Origin of the sequence: Streptomyces mirabilis (assembly GCF_018310535.1) — a bacterium.
In the GTDB taxonomy this organism is placed as follows: domain Bacteria; phylum Actinomycetota; class Actinomycetes; order Streptomycetales; family Streptomycetaceae; genus Streptomyces.
Genome location: NZ_CP074102.1, coordinates 358,550 through 378,777 on the forward strand (window position 1 = coordinate 358,550; position 20,228 = coordinate 378,777).

At 67.5% G+C, this 20,228-nt stretch carries 17 protein-coding genes and 6 pseudogenes; 8 read left to right on the forward strand and 15 right to left on the reverse strand.

What is annotated here, in order from left to right; translation table 11 throughout:
• The first annotated feature begins 24 nt into the window (after positions 1-24).
• Genes SMIR_RS01615 through SMIR_RS01625 form a run of 3 tightly spaced genes read left to right on the forward strand, consistent with a single transcriptional unit; the run spans position 25 to position 2,999 of the window.
• Positions 25-825, forward strand: coding sequence for a crotonase/enoyl-CoA hydratase family protein (locus tag SMIR_RS01615; RefSeq protein WP_168498005.1), 801 nt, complete (start codon positions 25-27; stop codon positions 823-825).
• Between the two features lies 1 nt (position 826).
• Positions 827-1,966 carry an acyl-CoA dehydrogenase family protein gene (locus tag SMIR_RS01620; RefSeq protein ID WP_168498003.1) on the forward strand — a complete coding sequence of 380 codons (1,140 nt, stop codon included), beginning with the start codon at positions 827-829 and terminating at the stop codon, positions 1,964-1,966.
• Position 1,967: 1 nt separating this feature from the next.
• Positions 1,968-2,999, forward strand: a complete 1,032-nt coding sequence (locus tag SMIR_RS01625) for an acyl-CoA dehydrogenase family protein (RefSeq protein WP_168498002.1) — start codon at positions 1,968-1,970, stop codon at positions 2,997-2,999.
• Positions 3,000-3,921: 922 nt separating this feature from the next.
• Here SMIR_RS01625 and SMIR_RS01630 read toward each other — a convergent pair.
• Positions 3,922-5,091, reverse strand: coding sequence for an IS110 family RNA-guided transposase (locus SMIR_RS01630; protein ID WP_422664386.1), 1,170 nt, complete (start codon positions 5,089-5,091; stop codon positions 3,922-3,924).
• 269 nt (positions 5,092-5,360) lie between these two features.
• Complete coding sequence (gene ltrA / locus SMIR_RS01635) at positions 5,361-6,617, reverse strand: group II intron reverse transcriptase/maturase (RefSeq protein ID WP_168498000.1); 1,257 nt, start codon at positions 6,615-6,617, stop codon at positions 5,361-5,363.
• 790 nt (positions 6,618-7,407) lie between these two features.
• Between ltrA and SMIR_RS01640 the strand changes: the two genes are divergently transcribed.
• A complete protein-coding gene (locus tag SMIR_RS01640; RefSeq protein ID WP_249938316.1) occupies positions 7,408-7,659 on the forward strand; it encodes a CYTH domain-containing protein in 252 nt (83 codons plus the stop codon).
• Positions 7,660-7,687: 28 nt separating this feature from the next.
• Here SMIR_RS01640 and SMIR_RS43180 read toward each other — a convergent pair whose 3' ends face one another.
• From SMIR_RS43180 to SMIR_RS01650, 4 genes and pseudogenes are all read right to left on the reverse strand, one after another.
• A complete protein-coding gene (locus SMIR_RS43180; RefSeq protein WP_249938317.1) occupies positions 7,688-7,999 on the reverse strand; it encodes a hypothetical protein in 312 nt (103 codons plus the stop codon).
• 109 nt (positions 8,000-8,108) lie between these two features.
• Positions 8,109-8,162, reverse strand: a pseudogene (locus SMIR_RS44525) (hypothetical protein); the annotation flags it as partial.
• Complete coding sequence (locus SMIR_RS43185) at positions 8,140-8,430, reverse strand: Ku protein (RefSeq protein ID WP_248003268.1); 291 nt, start codon at positions 8,428-8,430, stop codon at positions 8,140-8,142. The gene SMIR_RS43185 and the pseudogene SMIR_RS44525, both read right to left, overlap by 23 nt.
• Positions 8,431-8,511: 81 nt before the next feature.
• Positions 8,512-8,808 carry a hypothetical protein gene (locus SMIR_RS01650; RefSeq protein WP_168497998.1) on the reverse strand — a complete coding sequence of 99 codons (297 nt, stop codon included), beginning with the start codon at positions 8,806-8,808 and terminating at the stop codon, positions 8,512-8,514.
• Between the two features lie 485 nt (positions 8,809-9,293).
• Between SMIR_RS01650 and SMIR_RS01655 the strand changes: the two genes are divergently transcribed.
• Positions 9,294-9,683 (forward strand): hypothetical protein, encoded by a 390-nt coding sequence (locus SMIR_RS01655; RefSeq protein ID WP_168488575.1) that lies wholly within the window; start codon positions 9,294-9,296, stop codon positions 9,681-9,683.
• Between the two features lie 298 nt (positions 9,684-9,981).
• The gene (locus SMIR_RS01660; RefSeq protein WP_249938318.1) at positions 9,982-10,386 is read left to right on the forward strand and encodes an SsgA family sporulation/cell division regulator; all 405 of its coding nucleotides are present in this window, start codon (positions 9,982-9,984) and stop codon (positions 10,384-10,386) included.
• 162 nt (positions 10,387-10,548) lie between these two features.
• Here the strand turns inward: SMIR_RS01660 and SMIR_RS01665 are convergent, their stop codons facing one another.
• From SMIR_RS01665 to SMIR_RS01685, 5 genes and pseudogenes are all read right to left on the reverse strand, one after another.
• Entirely contained in the window at positions 10,549-11,253 is a 705-nt protein-coding gene (locus SMIR_RS01665; RefSeq protein ID WP_168497993.1) for a TetR/AcrR family transcriptional regulator, read from the reverse strand.
• Between the two features lie 148 nt (positions 11,254-11,401).
• A pseudogene (locus SMIR_RS01670) lies at positions 11,402-12,405 on the reverse strand (IS5 family transposase).
• Positions 12,406-12,501: 96 nt separating this feature from the next.
• Positions 12,502-13,499, reverse strand: a pseudogene (locus SMIR_RS01675) (IS5 family transposase).
• 75 nt (positions 13,500-13,574) lie between these two features.
• The gene (locus tag SMIR_RS01680) at positions 13,575-14,279 is read right to left on the reverse strand and encodes an NADPH-dependent F420 reductase (protein ID WP_168497992.1); all 705 of its coding nucleotides are present in this window, start codon (positions 14,277-14,279) and stop codon (positions 13,575-13,577) included.
• A 1-nt stretch (position 14,280) separates the two neighbouring features.
• Positions 14,281-15,123, reverse strand: a complete 843-nt coding sequence (locus SMIR_RS01685) for a zinc-binding dehydrogenase (protein WP_212726347.1) — start codon at positions 15,121-15,123, stop codon at positions 14,281-14,283.
• Between the two features lie 445 nt (positions 15,124-15,568).
• Between SMIR_RS01685 and SMIR_RS01690 the strand changes: the two genes are divergently transcribed.
• Complete coding sequence (locus SMIR_RS01690) at positions 15,569-16,078, forward strand: MarR family winged helix-turn-helix transcriptional regulator (RefSeq protein ID WP_168497988.1); 510 nt, start codon at positions 15,569-15,571, stop codon at positions 16,076-16,078.
• 171 nt (positions 16,079-16,249) lie between these two features.
• Here SMIR_RS01690 and SMIR_RS01695 read toward each other — a convergent pair.
• The 4 genes and pseudogenes from SMIR_RS01695 to SMIR_RS44785 form a co-directional block, all read right to left on the reverse strand.
• Positions 16,250-16,543: pseudogene (locus SMIR_RS01695) on the reverse strand (integrase core domain-containing protein); the annotation flags it as partial.
• A gap of 31 nt (positions 16,544-16,574) precedes the next feature.
• Positions 16,575-17,924 (reverse strand): IS30 family transposase, encoded by a 1,350-nt coding sequence (locus SMIR_RS01700; RefSeq protein ID WP_212726348.1) that lies wholly within the window; start codon positions 17,922-17,924, stop codon positions 16,575-16,577.
• Positions 17,925-18,003: 79 nt separating this feature from the next.
• Positions 18,004-18,597, reverse strand: a pseudogene (locus SMIR_RS01705) (IS3 family transposase); the annotation flags it as partial.
• Entirely contained in the window at positions 18,594-18,878 is a 285-nt protein-coding gene (locus SMIR_RS44785) for a transposase (protein WP_212726349.1), read from the reverse strand. The gene SMIR_RS44785 and the pseudogene SMIR_RS01705, both read right to left, overlap by 4 nt.
• A 337-nt stretch (positions 18,879-19,215) precedes the next feature.
• Here SMIR_RS44785 and SMIR_RS01715 point away from each other — a divergent pair.
• Positions 19,216-20,219, forward strand: a pseudogene (locus SMIR_RS01715) (IS5 family transposase).
• Positions 20,220-20,228 lie beyond the last annotated feature (9 nt).

Here is a 20,228-nt window from a genome sequence, read left to right on the forward strand (position 1 = left end):
CCCGTCATCGGAAGGAACCCCACTATGACCGGCCCCCTCCTCGTCGAGCGCACCGACTATGTCGAGACCTGGACGCTCAACCTGCCAGACTCCCGCAACCCGATCTCCGGCGCGGACATGATCGACGCGATCGTCGCAGCCGCCGACCGGGTCAACCGGGATGCGGCCGTGCGGGCCGTGATCGTGACCGGCGCCGGGTCCGCGTTCTCGGCGGGCGGCAACGTCAAGGAGATGGCCGAGCGGCGGGGCCTGTTCGAGGGTACGGCGGACCAGCAGCGCACGGCGTATCGCGACGGGATCCAGCGGATCCCCCGCGCGCTGCACGCCTGCGAGGTGCCCCTGATCGCCGCGATCAACGGGCCTGCGGTCGGCGCGGGGTGCGACCTGGCGCTCATGTGCGACCTGCGGATCGCGACCCCGACGGCGTTCCTCGCGGAGAACTTCGTCAAGCTCGGGCTGATCCCCGGCGACGGCGGAGCCTGGTTCCTCCCGCGCGCCGTGGGCGCGGCGCGGGCGGCCGAGATGGCGCTGACCGGTGACCGCGTCGACGCCGAGACGGCCCTCGCCTGGGGCCTCGTCTCCAAGGTGGTGCCCGCCGACCGGTTGCTCGACGAGGCGCGGGCGCTGGCCGGTCGGATCGCCGCAAACCCGCCACGCGCGGTCCGGATGGCCAAGAAGCTGCTGCGACAAGCGCAGACGCACAGTCTCGACTCCGTGCTGGAACTGTCCGCGAGTCTGCAGGGGATCGCACACCAGACCCAGGACCATGCCGAGGCCGTCGCCGCCTTCCTGGACCGCCGCGACCCTGTCTTCACCGGAGCGTGACATGCCCGCACTGATGCCCCCCACGGTCGCCGACACCCCCGCCCTGGCCGCGCTTCGGGCCGACGTACGGCGGTTCCTCGCCGAGCAGATCGCAGCCGGACGGTTCACGCCGGCCGTGGACACCTGGCTCACCGGCTGGAACACCGAGTTCAGCCAGGCGCTAGCCGCACAGGGGTGGCTGGGTATGACCATCCCCATCGAGTACGGCGGCCTCGGACGCTCATTCGTGGAACGATTCGTGGTGACCGAGGAGCTTCTGGTCGCGGGAGCCCCGGTTGCGGCTCACTGGATCGCCGACCGGCAGGCGGCGCCGTCGCTGCTGCGTTTCGGCTCCGAACTCCAGAAACAGCGGTTCCTGCCCGCCATCGCCCGCGGCGAGTGCTTCTGGGCACTGGGGATGAGCGAGCCCGACTCCGGCTCCGACCTCGCGAGCGTGCGGACCCGGGCGGAACGGGTCGAAGGCGGCTGGCGGCTCACCGGCACGAAGGTGTGGACCTCGGGCGCGCACCACGCTCACGCGATGTCCGTGCTCGCCCGCACCTCGCCCGCCGACCCGACCAACCGGCACGCCGGCCTGAGCCAGCTCATCGTGGAACTGCCCTCCCCCGGCGTGGAAATCCGTCCCATCCTGGGGATGAACGGCGGCCACGATTTCAACGAGGTGACCTTCGACGGCGCCTTCGTCCCCGACGAGAGGGTCCTCGGCGACGTCGGGGCCGGCTGGCACCAGGTCACCGCCGAACTCGGCTACGAGCGCAGCGGACCGGAGCGGGTGCTGTCGACCTACGTCCTGCTGGCGGAACTCGTCGACGCGACCCGGGATGGCCAGGTGCGCCGACACGCCGACCTCGGCCGGTACGTCGCCCGCGTGGCGAGCCTGCATCACCTGTCCTCGGCGGTGGCCGCCGCACTCGAGCGGCACGCGCCGGTAGAGACGGCGGCGGCCGTGGTCAAGGTGCTCGGCACCACGACCGAGGGCGACATCGCCGACCTGGCCGACCGGCTCATCGCCGCCGGATCGCCGCCGGAGCTGCGCGACCTGGCTTCCCAGGCAGTTGTGCAGCGCCCCGGCTTCACCCTGCGAGGCGGCACCAACGAGGTACTGCGTGGTGTGATCGCACGAGAGATGGGGCTGCGCTGACATGGCCACCGAGATAGAGACAGACGCCGTCGACCCCACACTGGTCGACACCGTCAACAACCTGTTCAGCCGGACCGGTCCGACCGAGCGCGACCCGGTCACCGGCGTGACTTTCGACCGGACCCTCTGGAACAAACTGGACGAACTCGGGCTGGCCCGCCTCACGGCTCCGGAGGACCAGGGCGGCAGCGGCGCCGGCTGGCGCGAGTCGGCGGCAGTGGTCGGCGCGGCCGCCGCGCATGCGGTGTCACTGCCCCTCGTCGAGCACGACCTCCTCGCAGGCTGGCTGCTGGCCCAAGCCGGACTGCCGGGGGACGCCCATGTCCGTACCGCCTGCGTTCTCCACGCCGGCCACGCGACCGCGGTGCCCTGGGCGCGTCACGCCGAGCGGATCGTCGTGCTGTGGCAGGCGCACACCTGGCTCGTCGCGGATGTTCCGGCGTCCGAGATGAGCATCGTGGAAGGCAGCAACCTGGCTGGCGAACCGCGGGACGACGTACGCGTCGACATGGCCGGCCTCTCCGGCGTCCCCGTGCCCGACAACGTGGCCAACGAGCTCGTCGTGCGGGGCGCGCTCGCCCGCGCGGTCCAGGTGTGCCAGGCCCTCGAGCGGATCGTCGACCTGTGCGTGGAACACGCGACCACCCGGGTGCAGTTCGGCCGGCCGCTGGCGAAGTTCCAGGCGTTGCAGCAGCAGCTCGCCGACGCCGCCGCCGAGAGCGCACTGGCCCGCGCCGCCGTGAACGCCGCGGTGCGGCGTATGGACACCGACGCAGCCGACCTTTCGGCAACCAACTTCGCGGTGGCCACCGCCCGCTCCTGCGTCGGTCACGCGGCCTCACTCGTGGTCCGGCACGCGCACCAGATCCATGGCGCCATCGGTACAACGCTCGAACACCCGCTGCACCGGTTCACCCTCCCGGCGCTGTCCTGGCGCGCGGAGTACGGGTCGGTGCAGCACTGGGACGACGTCGTCGCGGACGCCGCGCTGGCAGCTGGCGGACACGGCCTATGGCAGCGCATCACCCGCTGACCGGCGCCGGTCTCAGCTTTGTGTTTACAGTAACCTCGCCGGGTCACCCGACCTGCTGATCTTGGCTTCTTCGTGAGACAACAGGGCGGCCGTTCTGCACGCTTCGAGGTGTCGAGCAACGTCGCGTGAAGGAACGGCCGCTGGTGATGAGTCTCGCCCCTGAACAGTCCGTTGACGCCGCGCTGGGCATCCTGTCCCACTTTCGTGTCCAGTTCTACGACTGCCTTTGCACCCGGGCGGATGCGCTCTTCGAGCTCACGGCCGCGAGCGGCGCAGGCAGGTTTCAGTCCAAGATCCGGGCCAGATGCGGACCAGGAATCGCGATCTCACGTGAATGCGCAGGTCAGCGAACCAGCGCACCTTCGGTGCGCGCCGGGGGCGTGGCAAATCCCATGGCGCGCGCCGAACGTGCTTCTGTCTGCCCTGACGTGGAGTGATGTCGGTCCGGGACGCTGGAGGGGTTCGTTCCGGCCGAAGCCGATGTCTCTGTGATGCTGGTGAGCTCGCAGGTCAGCGTGGCGCTGAGGGCCGTCCACGGGAACCGTGGAGTGTTGCTGTGAGCACGGGCGTCAGAATTCCTGTGCCACCCTGGCCCTCCCGGAACGGCGTACCGCTTGGTGTTCGGGAGGGAGCAAGGCCGTGGATGTGCTGCACGAACGCTGTGCGGGTGCGGACATCGGCAAGAAGGAGGCCAAGGCGTGCGTGCGCACCCCGAGTACGAAGCGACGGGGGGCGCGGGCACCCTCCTCGGCAGTGACCACGTACGCCACCGACCCGCCCGCTCCGTCGTCCCCGACCTTGATCACATTCACCCCCTCCAGCCCCAGCAGCCGTGTCGCAGCCTCGTTGGTCCCGGTATCGTCGATGCTCAAGCCCGTGGGTTTTCATGATCGGTTGCGTAGAGAACATCCCAATGCCGTTGTCAAACCGCGGGTGCGACACTCGGTGCGGATTGGTAGCACGCTCCGTCACGGATCATCGCCCAGAGGACGTTCACTCTCCGCCGTGCGAGCGCGATCAGGGCTTGCTTGTGTCCCTTGCCCTCGGCGCGCTTGCGATCGTAGTAAGTCCGCGACGCCGGGCAGGATTTCAGGCTCGCCATCGCCGACAGGTAGAACACCCGCAGCAGGCCGCGATGGTAGCGCCGCGGGCGGTGGTGGTTGCCGCTGATGCGGCCGGAGTCGCGGGCAGCGGGGGCCACGCCTCCGTAGCCGGCAAGACGGTCGGCGCTCGCGAAGGCGGTCATGTGGCCGCCGGTGGCGGCGATGAACTCGGCACCGAGCTGAGTGCCCATTCCGGGCAGGCTGCAGATCACGTCGGCGTGCGGGTGCTCACGAAACCGGGCCTCGATGAGCGCATCGAGCTCGGCGATCTCCTCGTCGAGGACCATCACCGCCTTCGCGAGACGGACCGCCATGCCGGCGGCCAGCGTCTCGCCGGGCAGCGCGGTGTGCTGGGCCTGCGCCGCCTCCAGGGCGACCTTGGCCAGGGCCGCGGCGCTTCGGACCTTGCGATTACGCAGCCAGGTCTCGATACGCTTCGCGCCGGCGCGGCGGATGGCGGCCGGTGTCTGGTATCCCGTCAGGAGAATGACGGGACCCTTGTTGGTCAGGTCCAGCGCGCGTTCCAACGCGGGGAATAACTCCAGCAGTTGGGCGCGGAGCCGGTTGATCTGGCGGGTGCGGTCGCCTGCGCGGTCGGTGCGGCGGGTGGTGAGGATGCGCAGGTCGACGGCTATCTCGTCGCCGGGCCGCAGCAGGCCCAGGTCGCGACGCATGCGGGCCTGGTCGGCGATGACGAAGGCATCCTTGGCGTCGGTCTTGCCCTCACCGCGGTAGGTGCCGGACGCGCGGTGGACGGCCAGGCCGGTGAGGTAGGCCATGGGCTGACCGTGGTTGAGCAGCAGACCGATCAGCAGCGCAGCACCGCCGTGATTGACGTCCACCGCCCACAGCACGTCCTGGTCGATGTCCAGGACGTCGCGGATCAGCTCCAGCAGGGCCGCCTCGTCATTCAGGACTCGGCGGGACAGCAGCCGTTCGCCCCGCTCGTTGATCACCACACAGTGGTGATGCTCCTTGCCGATGTCCATCCCGGCCCAGATCTGGGGCACGGCCACCTCCGTCAGCTCGTCGTCAGTCCATCCCGCAGACGACCTCGCCGACGTAGTCCTACAGAGCGATCAAGTCGCGCATCCCAATTGGCGGTCGAGTCGTCGCGGGGCTCCGGGCGGTCATGTTCTCTGAGCCATCCGATCGGCTCCTCCATGACAGCCGCCGAGTAGCCGAGGGGAATCTCACCCCTCGGCTCTCACGGAACCGTGCGGAACGATCTCTCGTTACACGGCTCCTGCCGTCCTGGTCACCAGGCCGAGGTGGTGGTCCAAGGCCAGTGCGCGAACATGCGGGGATACCGCTTGGCGATCTCCCCCATCTTCGCAATGGCCTTCCGCTTCGCCCTGAGCCGCTCGTACTTCTTGCGGATCCATCGCACCAAGTAGGCGTTGATGCGCGTCAGAAGGGGATCCAGCCCCGACCGCCGGAAGCGGCCGTAGTACTGCATCCACCCCGCCACCCGTGGGTTGACCCACCGGGCGAGATCAACGAAGGAAAGGTCGGCCCGCGTATGAAGGTGCCAGGAACGGACCTCCGCACTGAGCCGCTTCAGGGCCTCTTTGCTGATCTCCGGGTCGAAGGAGAGGAAGCTCTCCCCCTTCTTGTCCCGGCTCCTGCGGGCGCGGAAGGTGTACCCGAGGAAGGTGAACGCCGTGTGCTCGTACGAGTTCCGGCGCTTGCCGTCCTGGCAGTACACGATCCGGGTCTTGTCGGGATGCAGTCGCAGCCCGACCTGTTCCATCCTGTCCATCAGCGCGGCCAGCACCTCTGTGGCGTGGCGCTCGGTGACGCAGTGGATGACCGCGTCGTCCGCATAACGCTCGAACCAGACGCCCGGGTACTCCCTGGCGAGCCAGGTGTCGAACGCGTAGTGCATGAACAGGTTCGCCAGCACGGGCGAGACCGGTGCACCTTGTGGGGTCCCCCGGTCTCGGACCAGCAGGCTGCCGTCGGGCTGCTGCATCGGCGCTTGGAGCCACCTCCGCACATACAAAATCACCCAAACGGCATCAGTGTGGGCTTCCACCGCCTTGACAAGGAGGTCCCACCGGACACTGTCGAAGAACTTGGCGACATCGAGATCGATGACCCAATTCCTCTTCCAACAGCGGTCCCGACAGCGTGCGACCGCGTCCAGCGCCGACCGCCCGGGCCGGTATCCATACGAATCCGGGTGAAAAACAGGTTCCACCCGACGCATGAGATGCCTGGCCACCACGGTCTGCGCCACCCGGTCAGCCACACAAGGAATCCCAAGGATTCTCGCGCCTCCGCCACGCGGCTTAGGAATCTCCACCGAGCGCACCGGCCGCGGAAAGTAGGACCCCGACGACATCCGGTTCCAGACCTTGTAGAGGTTCCCCTTCAGATCCTTCTCGAACTCGTCAAGAGACTGCCCGTCCACCCCGGGAGCGCCCTTGTTCGCCCTGACTTCCTCCCACGCCTCCTTCACTTCCCACTTCGAAATCTCGAACGGCTTGGCCTGTGACTTCAACTGGTCCACCGAATTCCTCCCGGGCACCGCCCGGTTGACGCGATCAACTCAGCCACGAACGGCCCGGCCCCTTCGCTCCACCCCCGTTACAGGGGCTTCACCACTACTACGAGCCGGTCCGCCGGCGCGCCTGGCCTCGGTACTCGATCCCTTGCAGTTTCGGCTGCTTGGGACACTCCCTCTCGCCCGCCATCAACACGAGCAGCGGCAAGGAACGCCTTCTCCTGTTCCATGCGGAAGCCGCAGACCGGGCTCACGTCGCCTGCATGCCGGACACCACCTGGCCAGTAAACGGGCACCCGCCAGACTCATCCCGGGATTGGGTATACACCCCGGTTTTGATGTCAGATTTGGCTCTTACGACACGTCAGCAGCGATTCACTTGCGTTCGTCTTCCCGATCCCCACCTGACGCCTCTTACGACGCCTTTTCCTCGTCGCTCACCACGACGGTCTTCAGCCAACGCAGCACGAGGTGGTTTGAAGCCTCCCCCCGCAGGGCGACTCCGAAGGGCCAACAACCTTCATCTTCCGCACAGCATCACTTCAAGAACTGTTCCTACAACCAGCTCCATCCACGTTCAGGACACAAATACCCGGAGCCCCTGGGCCCACCGATCTTACGAATGACCAGCGGAAACCCACGCTTGAAAGGTAGGACAACCATGATCGCGAAGGCCCGCGGGCTCCTTGCGTCCAGGCCACCCACACCCCGGACCCGTCACAGTCAGCAACCGACCGTCAGATTGTCACCGCCGTACCCCCACCAAATTCGAAGACCCTCGTTGCCGGCTGCGGTGTTGACCAAGACGCGGTTCAGCGTGCCGCCTTTGGGTATTGATGTTTTCGACGCTCCTCTGGAGGGCCTGGTCCTGGGAGAGGCCGAGTTCACCAGCGATGAAGAGGCACTGGGTTTTGTGCCACCCCCGGAGTGCGTGGCCGAGGTCACGGATGACGCTCGTTTCACCGGCAGGAGACTGGTCGAGACTTCCCGGCATGAGTTGGTGGCATGGCTGGCCGAGTATGGAATCCGTCTCAAGGCTTCCCGGTAGTACGAAGGGTCGACACATTGCACCAGCGTCAGGACACCTTCGCTTTGCGTCGGCCGCCCCTGCCGGAGAGGGCTTTGATCAGTTCATCGCGGCTCATTGAGGAACGACCAGGAATGTTTGCGTCGGATGCCCTCTGGTAGAGCTCTGCCTTGCTCAGTTCTTTGAGCTCGGAAGGCTTCGGCGGCTTCTCTTCAGTCTTCTTCGTAGTCCGGGTCCGGCGTTTCTCTGCCGCTTCCTTGATATGCGTCGGTGGGCGACCACGCTGGGACGCTTCCTCTTCCGCACCGACTTGTTGTCTGTGGCTCTTGGCTGTTTCGACACTGGCTTGCAGGGCCGCCATGAGGTCGAGGACCTTCGTTGCCTTCGGGGGCGGCTCGCCCTTCCCGACTGTTCCGCTGACTATAGACCTTGGCGTACTCCTTGCCCTTCGGAACCAGGTAATACGTCTTGTCGAAGAAGACCGGTTCGACCTTCTCCAGGTCAACAAATCCGGTGATTTCCAGTGCCTTCGAGCGAGCGACCAGGGGCGAGTTCTTCCAACTCCTCGGGCTCGACCACTACGTAGTCTTTTCCTGTGTCATAGGCTTTGACGATCTCCTCGAAGGGGACCTCGTCACCGGTGCGCTCGTTCACTCGCTTATTGCGTACTCGGTCGGAAGTGCCGCGCTGAAGCTGGTTGAACCGAATGGTATGGCTTTCCGTCGCGGTAACCAGTTGCACTGGCATGGCGACCAACCCGAATGACAGAGCGCCGCTCCAGACTGCCGCCATGACCTGTCACCTCCTTGGTTCCCATCCGACCGCCACTGGGCGCTGATCGCATCCCGGATCTCACCAGTCGGCGGAACGCAGTCAGTGCTGGCCGTGGTTGAGTGAGCGTGTGAGTTCCCGGTTCGCCGCCCGCGCGGCCTGGAGTTCTTCGGTGCGTTCTTCCAATTGGCTTTGGAGGTCGATCATGCGCTGTTCGAGGCCGGTGGCGTGCCGCTGGAGTTGGTCGAGGTCGGCCGAGGCCCCGAGCCCGGAGTCGCGCCATGCCTGTTCGCCGAGCAGCTGCGAAAGCCGCTTCTCCAACTGCTGCACTCGTGTGGCGAGGCGCCGATTGTGGTCGAGTGCGTTCGCCAGGTCCGCTTGGAGAGAGGCGCGGCTCACCCGTTCGTGCCCGTCGGAGGATGCTGCCGGCGCGCTGGCAGCAGCGTGGCTACGCGGCCGGGCAATGCCGGTTTCCTGAGCCCTATAGCGTCACATGAAGGCGTCACGGTGTGACGCTTTCTGAACGTGATTGCCTCCGGCGAACTGATGGTGGACGGTCGCCGCAAGTCCATCCAGGCCATGACCTCGCGGCTGCCGGACGCGTCGGCGCCCCGGGTCCCGGATGCCCGTTCCTGCAAGGTCAGGCCGGGCGCCCGCCGCCTCGGCCACCGTCGCCCTGCTCATGCCATTCGCCCCCTCCGACGTGCTGTGATGAGCCTCACCGCAAACATGAGGGCCCCCTCGAGTACGCTGGCAACGTCGAACATGAGGGCCCCCTCCGAATGATCCTCACAGTTCGGCACCCGGCCGATCCGGATTCCCCGGATCACGGACAGGACGGCCGCCCGGTCAACGGAATCGCGGCACATCACAAGGAGATGACCATGAACAAGTGGATCAAGCGCGTCTCGACCGCTGTCGCTTCTACGGCGCTGGCAGGCGGAGCCCTTCTCGGAGTCAGCGGCACGGCCTCGGCGGCGACGGCCTCGGCGCCCGGGGAGCACACGCACACCGCGATCACCGCCTTCGCCACCAGCGGCGACCGCGCGGACCGATACCAGAGCGCCCACCACGAGGCACAGGACGACAGCTGGGGCGCACCCCGCGGCTGGTACACGAACGACGACCGCCAGGGCCACTACGGTGAAGAGCGCTGGAACGGTAGCCACGTGTACGTCTGGGACGGGTACCGCTGGAACGAGGCGACCACGTACCGCGTCAGCACCGAGCGCTGGCACCTGGACCAGGTCGCGTGGTACGCGAACCAGCGCTGATGCGGCCGCAGGCCGGCACGGTCGGTTTGACCGGCCGCAACGACGTGGCTTTGGGCTGTGCCGTTGCGACTCGTCAAACCGACCGCTCGCCGAGCCGACATCGAGCGCGAGCCGGTGACATCGCCCTCCGGCCGAACCGGGACAACACGCGGGATCCGTGTGTGCCGCTCCCGTCCACCGGCGCTTCCGGTCGCGCCGGTGGTACCGCCACCCCCGCGCCTCGAAGCACACGGGGAGCGATCGCAGTGCCGGGCAAGCGGGGACATGGAAGTGAGGGACCGTGAGATCGGTCAGAACCGTGGCACACGAGCTGCCCGTGCGGCTCGTCCTGTCGCACGACCTGTCGGTGCCGATACGTGCAGCACTGCAGTACGACGCGGATGATCCCTATGCCGTGCGTGCCGTCTTCCACACCCTGGACCAGAGCGGAACGGTCGAGTGGTTCCTCAGCCGCGACATGCTGGCTCAGGCTCTGAGCGAGCACACCGGGCACGGAGACGTGCACATGTGGCCGACCCGTGACTCGGGACGCGATGCGGTGTGCATGGTTCTTCGTTCGCCTGGGGGATCGGCCCTGCTCGAGTTCCCCGCGCAGGGCGTGGAATCCTTCCTGCGCGAAACGCGGTCCGCGGTGCCGCCGGGGGCCGAATCCAGCCGGCTCGACCTGGACGCCGAACTGGCACAGCTGCTGGCGGAAAACTGAACGCCATCCCCTGGACGGTGACACCCCCGAGGGACTGAAGGCCCGGATGCCGACCGCGGCACCGGGCCCGCCGCATGTCCCGCTGTATGCCGCGTTGCCCGACGCCGTATGCCGTGTTGCCCAACGTCGTATGCCCTGTTGCCCGACGTCGTCAGCCGCGGCTCATGTCTCCTCGCGGCACTCGCGGCACTCCTCTTCGGGGCACTCGAGAGTGGTGAGGGTCTGGTCGACCTGCTGGGGGGTCAGCGGGGGTTCGGGCAGCTCGTGGGCGCACTGGGCGCGGAAGGCGTCGAGCAGCAGGTGAAGCTGGCGGCGCCAGGCGTTGGGGGCGACGGCACGGGTGGCCCGGATGATCCCCACCTGGGACCAGATCACGAAGACGATGTCCTCCGGAGTGACGTCGTCACGCAGGACGCCCTGCTCCTGGGCGTTGCGGAAGATCTGAGCAAGCCGTTCCTTCGAACGCTCGAACATTCCCCTGCCGAGCGCATGGACCGGCAGGCGAGCCGAGACCAGGTCATTGAAGGCCCGGTCACAGGCCTGCAGTTCGCAGAACTTTTCCAGGTAGTGGCAGAACCCCTCCCAGGCGTCGTCCATGGCCGCAGCCTCTTCGGCTGCGGCAAGCAGATCCGTGAACTTCGCGGTGAAGAGCTCTTCGACCAGGTCGAGCCGGCTGGGGAAGTGACGGTAGACCGTGCCGATCGCGACACCCGCCTCGCGGGCAACACCCTCCAAGGACGCGTCCAGCCCCTGCTCGGCGAAAGCCTTGCGGGCAGCCGCCACGATCGCGTCCCTGTTGCGCTGCGCGTCGCGGCGCAGCGGTTTGACCGGCGCCTGGGGCGCGGACAGGACGTGCTGGTGACTCATGCATCCAGACTAACATGAGGGACCCCTCAAATTAGGTTGTGATCTCGCTCACGGTACGGACGGAACGTGGTCCGGAAGCACGCACTCAGGGCGCACCGAAGACGACGAGACTCCGGCACGGGCCACTAGGGCGCGTATCGAGTCGTGATCAATGGGTGGTCCGGGTGAGGTCTTTGATCCAGATCATCGAGGCGCGTAGGTGGAGGCCGGCGAGGTAGCTGTCCGGGGTCTTGTCGTATCGGGTGGCGATGCCTCGCCAGGCCTTGAGCTTGTTGATCAGGCGCTCGACGGTGTTCCTCTCCTTGTAGAGGTCGGCGTCGTGGCTGACGGGGCGGCCGCCCCCGGAGCCCTTCTTCTTTCGGTTGGCGGCCTGGTCCTTCTTCTCCGGGATGACTGCCTTGATGCCGCGTTGGCGCAGGTGGGCCCGGTTGCCGCGGGACGAGTAGGCCTTGTCTCCGGCGACCGCGTCCGGCCGGGTGCGGGGACGGCCGACGGGGCCGCGGACCCTTAACTTCTTGAGCACCGGGATGAACTGCGGACTGTCCGCGGCCTGGCCCGCGGTCAGCACGAACGCCAGCGGGCGGCACTTGCGGTCGGCGGCCAGGTGGACCTTGCTGGTCTGCCCGCCCCTGGAGCGTCCGAGGAGAGCGGCCTTCAGGCGGAGTCTTCGCCGACGCCGGATGCGTCGTCGTTCCTCCCACTCGGGATCTGCTGTGACGTCCTGCCCGCTTTGTTCTTCGAGGCTGCCCCCTTTGACCTGGTCTTCTCCTCCTCGGCGGCAGCCTTCTCCAGTGCAGTGATGACGTCCTCGCCCAGGTGCATCCCGGCGGCGTCGTGGTGTGCCCGCGCGGTGGTGGAGTCGATGCTGACCAGGGACAGGTCCACCTCGCCCCGCTTCGCCGCTTCCGCGATCAGGCCCTCCAGCAGGGCCTCGAAGACGCCGGCGTCACGCCACTGCCGGAAGCGGTTGTGCACGGTCGACCAGGCGCCGAACTCCCGCGGCATCTCCCGCCACTGCCCGCCGGTCTTGAACCGCCAGATCACACCCTCGAACTGGTACCGAAGCCGTTCGGGGTACGGGCCGTACGCGCCGATCGGCAGGTACGGCCCGATGAACTCCCACTCTGCATCCGTCAGTTGCACTCGCGTCACGCAAGAAGGCCTACCGGACCAGACCCCGCCGCGAGAGCAAATCCCGCAGATTGATCACGACTCGATACGCGCCCTAGGGCGTGTTCTGAGTTGAGATCACGGGAGGGCTGGCAGGCTGCGTAACCAGAGGATGGATCCGCGCAGGTGGAGTCCTGCGGCGTAGCTCTCGGATGTCTTGTCGTACCGGCTGGCCAGTCCCCGCCATTCCTTGAACTTGTTGATGGCGCGCTCGACCGTGTTGCGATCTTTGTAGAGCGTGGCGTCGTGGCTGACCGGGCGGCCGCCGGAACGTCCCTTCTTCCTGCGGTTGGCGGCCTGGTCGGCCTTTTCCGGGATCACTGCCTTGATGTTGCGTCTGTGCAGGTGGGCGCGGTTGGCGCGGGAGGAGTACGCCTTGTCTCCGGCGACCGCGTCCGGCCGTGTCCTGGGGCGGCCGACCGGGACGCGCACCTTGATCTTCTTGAGGACCGGGATGAAGCGCGGGCTGTCCGCGGACTGCCCGGGGGTGAGGATGATGGCCAGCGGGCGGCAGCGTCGCTCGACGGCGAGGTGGACCTTGCTGGTGAGCCCGCCCCGGGAGCGGCCCAGTTCGGCGGCCCGCAGTCGGGCCCTGCGGCGTCGGCGCACGGCGCGGCGCTGTTCCCGCTCGGGGTCCTCCCTGTCCGCGGACCCCTCACCTACGGGGTTGTTTTGCCCCTTTGCTGCAGCCCCTTTTCTTCCGCCACGGCCTTCTCCAGGTCCTCAAGGAGCTCCGGGTCGACGACCATGCCCGCCGCGTGGTGATGCGCGCGGGCAACGGTCGAGTCCACGCTGACCAGGCTGAGATCGACATCGTCGCGGGCCGCCGCCTCGGCGATCATCGTTTCCATGAGGGCCTGGAAGACTTCGCCATGCGCCCACATCCGGAACCGGTCGTAGATCGTCGACCAGGAGCCGTAGCTCTCCGGCACATCCCGCCAGGGGCTGCCGGTGCGGAACCGCCACATCACCGCGTTGAAGTAGCTGCGCAGGTCAGGGATCGGTCCGAACGCCCCCAGCGGCAGGTGCGGCTCGATCAACTCCCACTCGGCATCGGTCAGATCACCACGAGTCACGCGACCGGTCTACCGCAGCCAGCGCCCTCCTGAAGCGGGAATGACCGATCCTGTGATCTCAACTCAGAACAGGCCCTAGCCGAGGTTTGGGGCAGAGATGATGGTTGCTTCCGGCCCCCAGTAGGCGAGCATCTGTTCCGCATCCAGGCGGGCGCGGCCCCACCGGCCCTGCACGACGTTCAGCTCGCCGCCGATCTCCAGGGCGGCAGACCGGGAGATGTCCCCGATGAGCCAGGGCAGCCATCCGGTCGCCGCCAGGTAGGGACGCACCAGCTCCGCAGTGGCGTGGGAATCGGCAGCGAAGGGCAGCACGGCCAGGGGGTCGCGGTCCGCGCCCTCCGCGATGGCAACGGTCGGCAGGTTCGAGAACGCCTTCGCCTGACCAGCACCGCGGGGAAGGAGGCTTGCGACGAACTGCCCGGCCGAGCCTTGCGCAGGCCGGCGCGGGACGACGCCGGATGGTGTTATGTCCAGGGGGTTCGAGACGTCGAGAAGCACCTTCCCGGCAAGCGCGTCGCCCAGTTCAGAGATCACCGCCCGCTGCGCGGAGTCCCAGGGCGTGGTGAGGATGATCAGCTCGTTCGCGGAAGCCGCTGCCGCGAGAGTGGGCGCGACCGTCACCTCGGCCGCGCCAGTCGCGGCTTGCCGCACGCTCGCTGCCGCAAGGTCCGCCTTCTGCGGCCGGTGGTGGTACAAAGTCACGCCGACCCCGTGCGAGGCGAAGAGCCGGGCGATCGCCGAGCCGTGCCGGCCCGGGCCGATAAGCGTGATAGCCGCCATGTCAGCTCGCCTCTCCCTTCCCGGGAAGCAGCGGGTTGTCCGATAGGTCGAGTACGAGCTTTCCTCTCGCATGTTTCGCATCCAGCCGCCGGTGTGCTTCCACGATGTCCTTGAACGGCACCGTCTCGACGGGGAAGGTCAGTGAGCCGGTCACGACCGCGTCCAGAAGCTGGCGCAGCCGCGTGTTCGAGCGCTGAACCTGTACGAACTTGATTCCGTGCGACTGCATGGTCTCCGGCACCATGGTGATCGACTGACCCCCGGCCGCGCGGACGGCGAGGCCGGTGTCCCCTGCCTCGGCGGTTCCGGCAAGGTCGATCGACGCGGCAATGGGCGCGCCGTCCGCGGCGTCCGCGAGGCGCTTGGCGAGCCCAGGCCCGTAGGCCACGGGGATCGCGCCGAGGGTTCGCAGGTAGTCCCGCCTCTCCTCGCTGCCGGTACCAATAACGCGCAGGCCTTGTGCGACGGCGAATTGGGTGAGCACCGTTCCGACGCCGCCCGCGGCTCCGTGCACGACGATCAGATTGTCGCGGTCCAGCGACAGCGAGTCCAGCGCCGTGAGTGCGGCCTGTCCGACTCCGCTCAGGCCACCCGCGACCTCCCACGGGATCTCGGCAGGCTTGGCCTGCAACTGTGAGCCGGGAGCTATGACGGCGTCGGCGTCACCGCCGTTCACCCCAAACCCGATGACCTCGTCGCCGGGACGCCAGGCGGCGTCGGCGGATTCGATGACAACCCCGGCAAACTCCGTACCGAAAACCAACGGCGGGCTCCCGCCGAACGTGCCCGCCCTGCGACGAGCGTCGACCGGGTTCAGCCCGCCGATGCGTACGGCGACGAGCACGTGCCCAGGATCAGTCTTCGGCACAGGGTGCTCTTCGATGGTGATGACCTCGGGCGGCCCGAACCTCCGGGCCACGGCGATGCGGCTGGTGTGAGACACGCTGCTTCCTTTCGTCCGGGCATTCAACGAGACCGTTACCTGCAACTACAGATACGTGGATCTTGCCCCGATGCCGGGGTGGCAGAAGGACCGTAGCGGCAAATTTGTTAATAGGTCAACCACTGGCTACCGGTCTAGGGCGCGCACGCGTCCCGCGCCGCTTGCCGGCCGCACGGTGCCGCCAGACCCGGGAGTCGGGGAGGTGGGACGAGGCATGGCCTCCCACACCCGACGGCGGCAGCCGAGAGACGCTGGCGGGCGCCCATCGCCGATGGTTTCGCGGGTCCTTGATGGCAGCCTTCAGAATCCCGGCGAGACCACTTCGTTAATCGGTTAACATGTCGCAATGGAGACTCAGCCATCCCCGCTTGCACGCGCACAGGTGAGGCAGAAGTGGCGGACGGCCCGCCCGGACCTCGACACGTCCTCCCTGGAGGTCGTCGGTCGGCTCAAGCATGCGCACGCGCTGCTGGCGCTTGCTTTGGAGCCGACGTACGAGGGTTCCGAACTCACCCCCTCGGAGGCGGACGTCCTGGTTTTCCTCCGGTACTTGGAGGAGCCGGTCATTGCGCGGCGGCTGGCGCAGTGGATGGGTCTTTCGCGTGCTGCCGTCAGCAAGATGCTGGCCAAGCTCGAGAGCCGGGGTCTCATCGAGCGCCGGGCGAATCCGGCCGACCAACGCAGTGCTCTGGTAACGATTTCCCAGGGTGGTGTGGCGGCCATCGACACGACGTTCCCCCGCCATCTGGACCGGGAGGCCCAGGCGCTGGCGGGTCTGGGACCCGATCGGGAGCGGGTCGTCGAGGCCCTGGAACTGCTCGTCACGGCCCTGGAGCGCAGTGTGCCCAACGCCTGACGGTCCGGGCGCCGCAAGCATGCGATCGCTGGAGTGGTATCTCGCGGGAACGCCTACTGCAGGAATGCCAGCCAGGCGCCGGCCCGGCTCACCAGGCCACTCACGGGACAGGAGCCGTCCCGCAGGGGCAGGCGTCCGGTGAGGCTGATCCCCGGGAGTGGACACCGGGTTTCATGCGACGAGTGACAGCGTACGTGATGTGGTCAGTTGCTGTTCGAACTCGGCTGGTGTGAGGTAGCCGAGCACGGAATGCCGACGGCGCCGGTTGTAGTACGACAGCCCGCGGAACAGCTCCAGCCGAGTCTGTGCCTTTGAGGTCCAGCGCCTTCCGTGGAGCAACTCGCGCTTGAGACCCTGGAAGAACGACTCGGCGAGGGCATTGTCATAGCTTGAGCCGACCCGGCCCACGCTGCGGCGGATGCCGTGCCGGCGGCAGACCTCGGCGAACGCGGCCGCGCTGTATTGACCAGGTTCAATCAGTGGATGCAACACCGGCTTATTTGATCGATAGTAGATGGCCGTTGAGGGCTTCGGCGGGTGTCTTCCAACCGAGGCTCTTGCGGGGGCGACTGTTGAGCGTGGCTGCGACCGCCTCGATGTCCTCCGCCGCCCATCGAGAAAGGTCGGTTCCCTTCGGGAAGTATTGGCGCAGCAGGCCGTTCGTGTTCTCGTTGGTGCCGCGCTGCCAGGGGCTGTGCGGATCGGCGAAGTAGACCGGGACGCCGGTCTCGATCGTGAACTGGGCGTGCGCCGACAACTCCTTGCCCCGGTCCCAGGTCAGCGATCGCCATAGTTGCTCGGGCAGGGTGCCGATCGTTGCGGCAAGCGCATCTTTCATCGTCACGGCGCCGTAACCGGCCAGCGGCGGCCCGTTCTTGGTACGGGGAACGGCGCCGTAGCCGTCCTGGCGGGGCAGGTGGACAAGCACCGTGTACCGGGTCGTGCGTTCGACCAGCGTGCCAATCGCTGATCGTTCAAGTCCGATCAGGAGGTCGCCCTCCCAGTGTCCCGGTACGGCGCGGTCCTCGGCTTCGGCCGGCCGTTCGCTGATCAACACCTTGGGCGTGACGTGGGCCCACGCCTTCCGCCTGGAGCGGGCTCGGGGCACCCGCAGGGCTCTGCCGGTGCGCAGGCAGGCAACGAGCTCACGGTTGAGCGCTCCACGGCCTTCGATGAACAGTGCCTGGTAGATCGCCTCATGGCTGATCCGCATGGACTCATCATCGGGGAAATCGACCTTCAGGCGGTTCGCGATCTGCTCCGGGCTCCACGCCATGACCCATTGGCGGTCGCCGCGGTGCGGCTTGTTCCTCCCCTTCCACCGCGGGCCTTCTGGCCCCAGTACCGTCCCGTCCGGGCGGCTGACCTGGCCGGAAAGCCTTTCCTGCACGTAGTCCCGCAGCCGGTCGTTCGCGGCCAGCTTCGCTGTTTTCGGGCGCCGGGCCACCAGATCGGCCTTCCACTGCGCGACCGAAGCCCGGTAGTCCAGGTGGCCGCCACGGGTCGCGGCGTTGCGCCGCAGCTCCCGGGATACCGTCGATGGATCGCGGCCGAGACGTCGCGCGGTCTCCCGGACCCCGATGCCCTGCGCTTTGAGGATCGCGATCTCTTCCCGCTCGTGAAAGGACAGGTACCGGCCGGACTGCGGAGCAAGATCCATTGGTGGCATGCCGCCACCGTGACGGAACCACCTGCAACCCGCTGCCTGGGATACGCCGACCGCAGCTGCCGCCTCCTCCGGGAGCAGCCCCTTCGCGATCTCCCGCCAGAACTGACGTTCCACTTCCCGCCGAAGCGCCGGCGCACCCGGGGACTTCATCGGCGACCGCCCGGTCAACGCTGCCATCCACCCTGCTGGCCTGCCCATCAACACCTCCGAGGACGAGGTGTTGCAACGACCGATTGAATCCGCCCTGAGCACCGTGATCGCTGTGGAAAATGACGTCGTCCACCCGGCCGCCGCGAGTGCGGACAGCCGCGTTGAGCGCGTCGGTGACGAGCTCGGCCCGCATGTGATCAGCCATCGACCAGCCCAGCAGGCGACGGGAGTACACGTCGATGACGGTGGCCAGATACAGGAACTTCCCGCCGGCGATGGGCAGATAGGTGATGTCGCCGACCCAGGCCCGGTTGGGGGCGGATGCGGTGAAGTTGCGCCGCAGCAGATCGGGCACCGCCTGGGCGGCGGGGTCCGGAATGGCGGTTCGGTGTCGGCGTTTCAACGTCCGCCCCTGGATGGCGTGTTGGCGCATGAGCCGTTCGACACGTTTGCGGTTGACGACCACGCCGCCCTCGCGAAGCTCGGCGGTGATCCGCTTGGCCCCGTACGTCTTTCCAGACTCTGCGTGGACCTTGCGTATCCGTCGGGTGAGTGCGGCGTCCGCGGCCTGTTTCGCGGCGCGGGCCGGGGCGGTCTTCAGCCACCGGTAGAACCCGGACCTCGACAGGTTCAACACTGTGCACAGCCGCTTCACGCCGTAGGCGCCGCGGTGGTCGGCAACGAACTCGAAGCGGCTCACCAGTTCGTCTCGCCCGCAAAATACTTGGCCGCCCGGCGCAGGATGTCACGTTCCATCTCCAGCTCGCGCACCTGCTTGCGCAAGGCTTCGATCTCCGCGTCCTTCGCCGACTCCGCCACGGCCTCGGGCCGCGCGGCCTTGTCCGCCGCCTTGATCCACTGCCGCAGCGTCTCGTGGTTCACACCCAGTTCGGCGGCAACGCGCGAGACGGGCCGGCCCGACGAACGGGCCAACGCCACAGCGTCGGCCCGGAACTCCGCCGAGTACTTGTAGGTCCCCACCTGGGACTCCTCTCCCTGGACTCAAGATCCAGTGTCGAGGTGTCCACGATCAAGGTGGCGGGCCCGATTCCACGAGGAGGTCCGGCGTGCCATGTCGAGAGGCGGTGATCACAACCACGTGATCGCCACCTGCAGCAAGAGACGCGAGAAGCACTGCGCCCCCCGGGGCGCCAGCTGGAGGCTCCACGCAAAGATCACTGCCGCGCCTCTCGATAAGCGCAGGTCAGCGCCACTCTCATTCCCAATGTCCCAAAATCGCACTAGGGCGCGTATCGAGTCGTGATCAATCTGCGGGATTTGCTCTCGCGGCGGGGTCTGGTCCGGTAGGCCTTCTTGCGTGACGCGAGTGCAACTGACGGATGCAGAGTGGGAGTTCATCGGGCCGTACCTGCCGATCGGCGCGTACGGCCCGTACCCCGAACGGCTTCGGTACCAGTTCGAGGGTGTGATCTGGCGGTTCAAGACCGGCGGGCAGTGGCGGGAGATGCCGCGGGAGTTCGGCGCCTGGTCGACCGTGCACAACCGCTTCCGGCAGTGGCGTGACGCCGGCGTCTTCGAGGCCCTGCTGGAGGGCCTGATCGCGGAAGCGGCGAAGCGGGGCGAGGTGGACCTGTCCCTGGTCAGCATCGACTCCACCACCGCGCGGGCACACCACGACGCCGCCGGGATGCACCTGGGCGAGGACGTCATCACTGCACTGGAGAAGGCTGCCGCCGAGGAGGAGAAGACCAGGTCAAAGGGGGCAGCCTCGAAGAACAAAGCGGGCAGGACGTCACAGCAGATCCCGAGTGGGAGGAACGACGACGCATCCGGCGTCGGCGAAGACTCCGCCTGAAGGCCGCTCTCCTCGGACGCTCCAGGGGCGGGCAGACCAGCAAGGTCCACCTGGCCGCCGACCGCAAGTGCCGCCCGCTGGCGTTCGTGCTGACCGCGGGCCAGGCCGCGGACAGTCCGCAGTTCATCCCGGTGCTCAAGAAGTTAAGGGTCCGCGGCCCCGTCGGCCGTCCCCGCACCCGGCCGGACGCGGTCGCCGGAGACAAGGCCTACTCGTCCCGCGGCAACCGGGCCCACCTGCGCCAACGCGGCATCAAGGCAGTCATCCCGGAGAAGAAGGACCAGGCCGCCAACCGAAAGAAGAAGGGCTCCGGGGGCGGCCGCCCCGTCAGCCACGACGCCGACCTCTACAAGGAGAGGAACACCGTCGAGCGCCTGATCAACAAGCTCAAGGCCTGGCGAGGCATCGCCACCCGATACGACAAGACCCCGGACAGCTACCTCGCCGGCCTCCACCTACGCGCCTCGATGATCTGGATCAAAGACCTCACCCGGACCACCCATTGATCACGACTC

Excerpts from the sequence above, each read along its gene's own strand:
- SMIR_RS01620 (WP_168498003.1), top strand. The coding sequence starts at position 827 with ATGCCCGCACTGATGCCCCCCACGGTCGCCGACACCCCCGCCCTGGCC.
- SMIR_RS01665 (WP_168497993.1), bottom strand. The coding sequence starts at position 11,253 with ATGAGTCACCAGCACGTCCTGTCCGCGCCCCAGGCGCCGGTCAAACCG.
- SMIR_RS01630 (WP_422664386.1), bottom strand. The coding sequence starts at position 5,091 with ATGGACATCGGCAAGGAGCATCACCACTGTGTGGTGATCAACGAGCGG.
- SMIR_RS01700 (WP_212726348.1), bottom strand. The coding sequence starts at position 17,924 with ATGGCAGCGTTGACCGGGCGGTCGCCGATGAAGTCCCCGGGTGCGCCG.
- SMIR_RS43185 (WP_248003268.1), bottom strand. The coding sequence starts at position 8,430 with ATGGCGGCAGTCTGGAGCGGCGCTCTGTCATTCGGGTTGGTCGCCATG.
- SMIR_RS01615 (WP_168498005.1), top strand. The coding sequence starts at position 25 with ATGACCGGCCCCCTCCTCGTCGAGCGCACCGACTATGTCGAGACCTGG.
- SMIR_RS01625 (WP_168498002.1), top strand. The coding sequence starts at position 1,968 with ATGGCCACCGAGATAGAGACAGACGCCGTCGACCCCACACTGGTCGAC.
- SMIR_RS01680 (WP_168497992.1), bottom strand. The coding sequence starts at position 14,279 with ATGGCGGCTATCACGCTTATCGGCCCGGGCCGGCACGGCTCGGCGATC.
- SMIR_RS01655 (WP_168488575.1), top strand. The coding sequence starts at position 9,294 with ATGAACAAGTGGATCAAGCGCGTCTCGACCGCTGTCGCTTCTACGGCG.
- SMIR_RS01690 (WP_168497988.1), top strand. The coding sequence starts at position 15,569 with ATGGAGACTCAGCCATCCCCGCTTGCACGCGCACAGGTGAGGCAGAAG.
- SMIR_RS43180 (WP_249938317.1), bottom strand. The coding sequence starts at position 7,999 with ATGGCGGCCCTGCAAGCCAGTGTCGAAACAGCCAAGAGCCACAGACAA.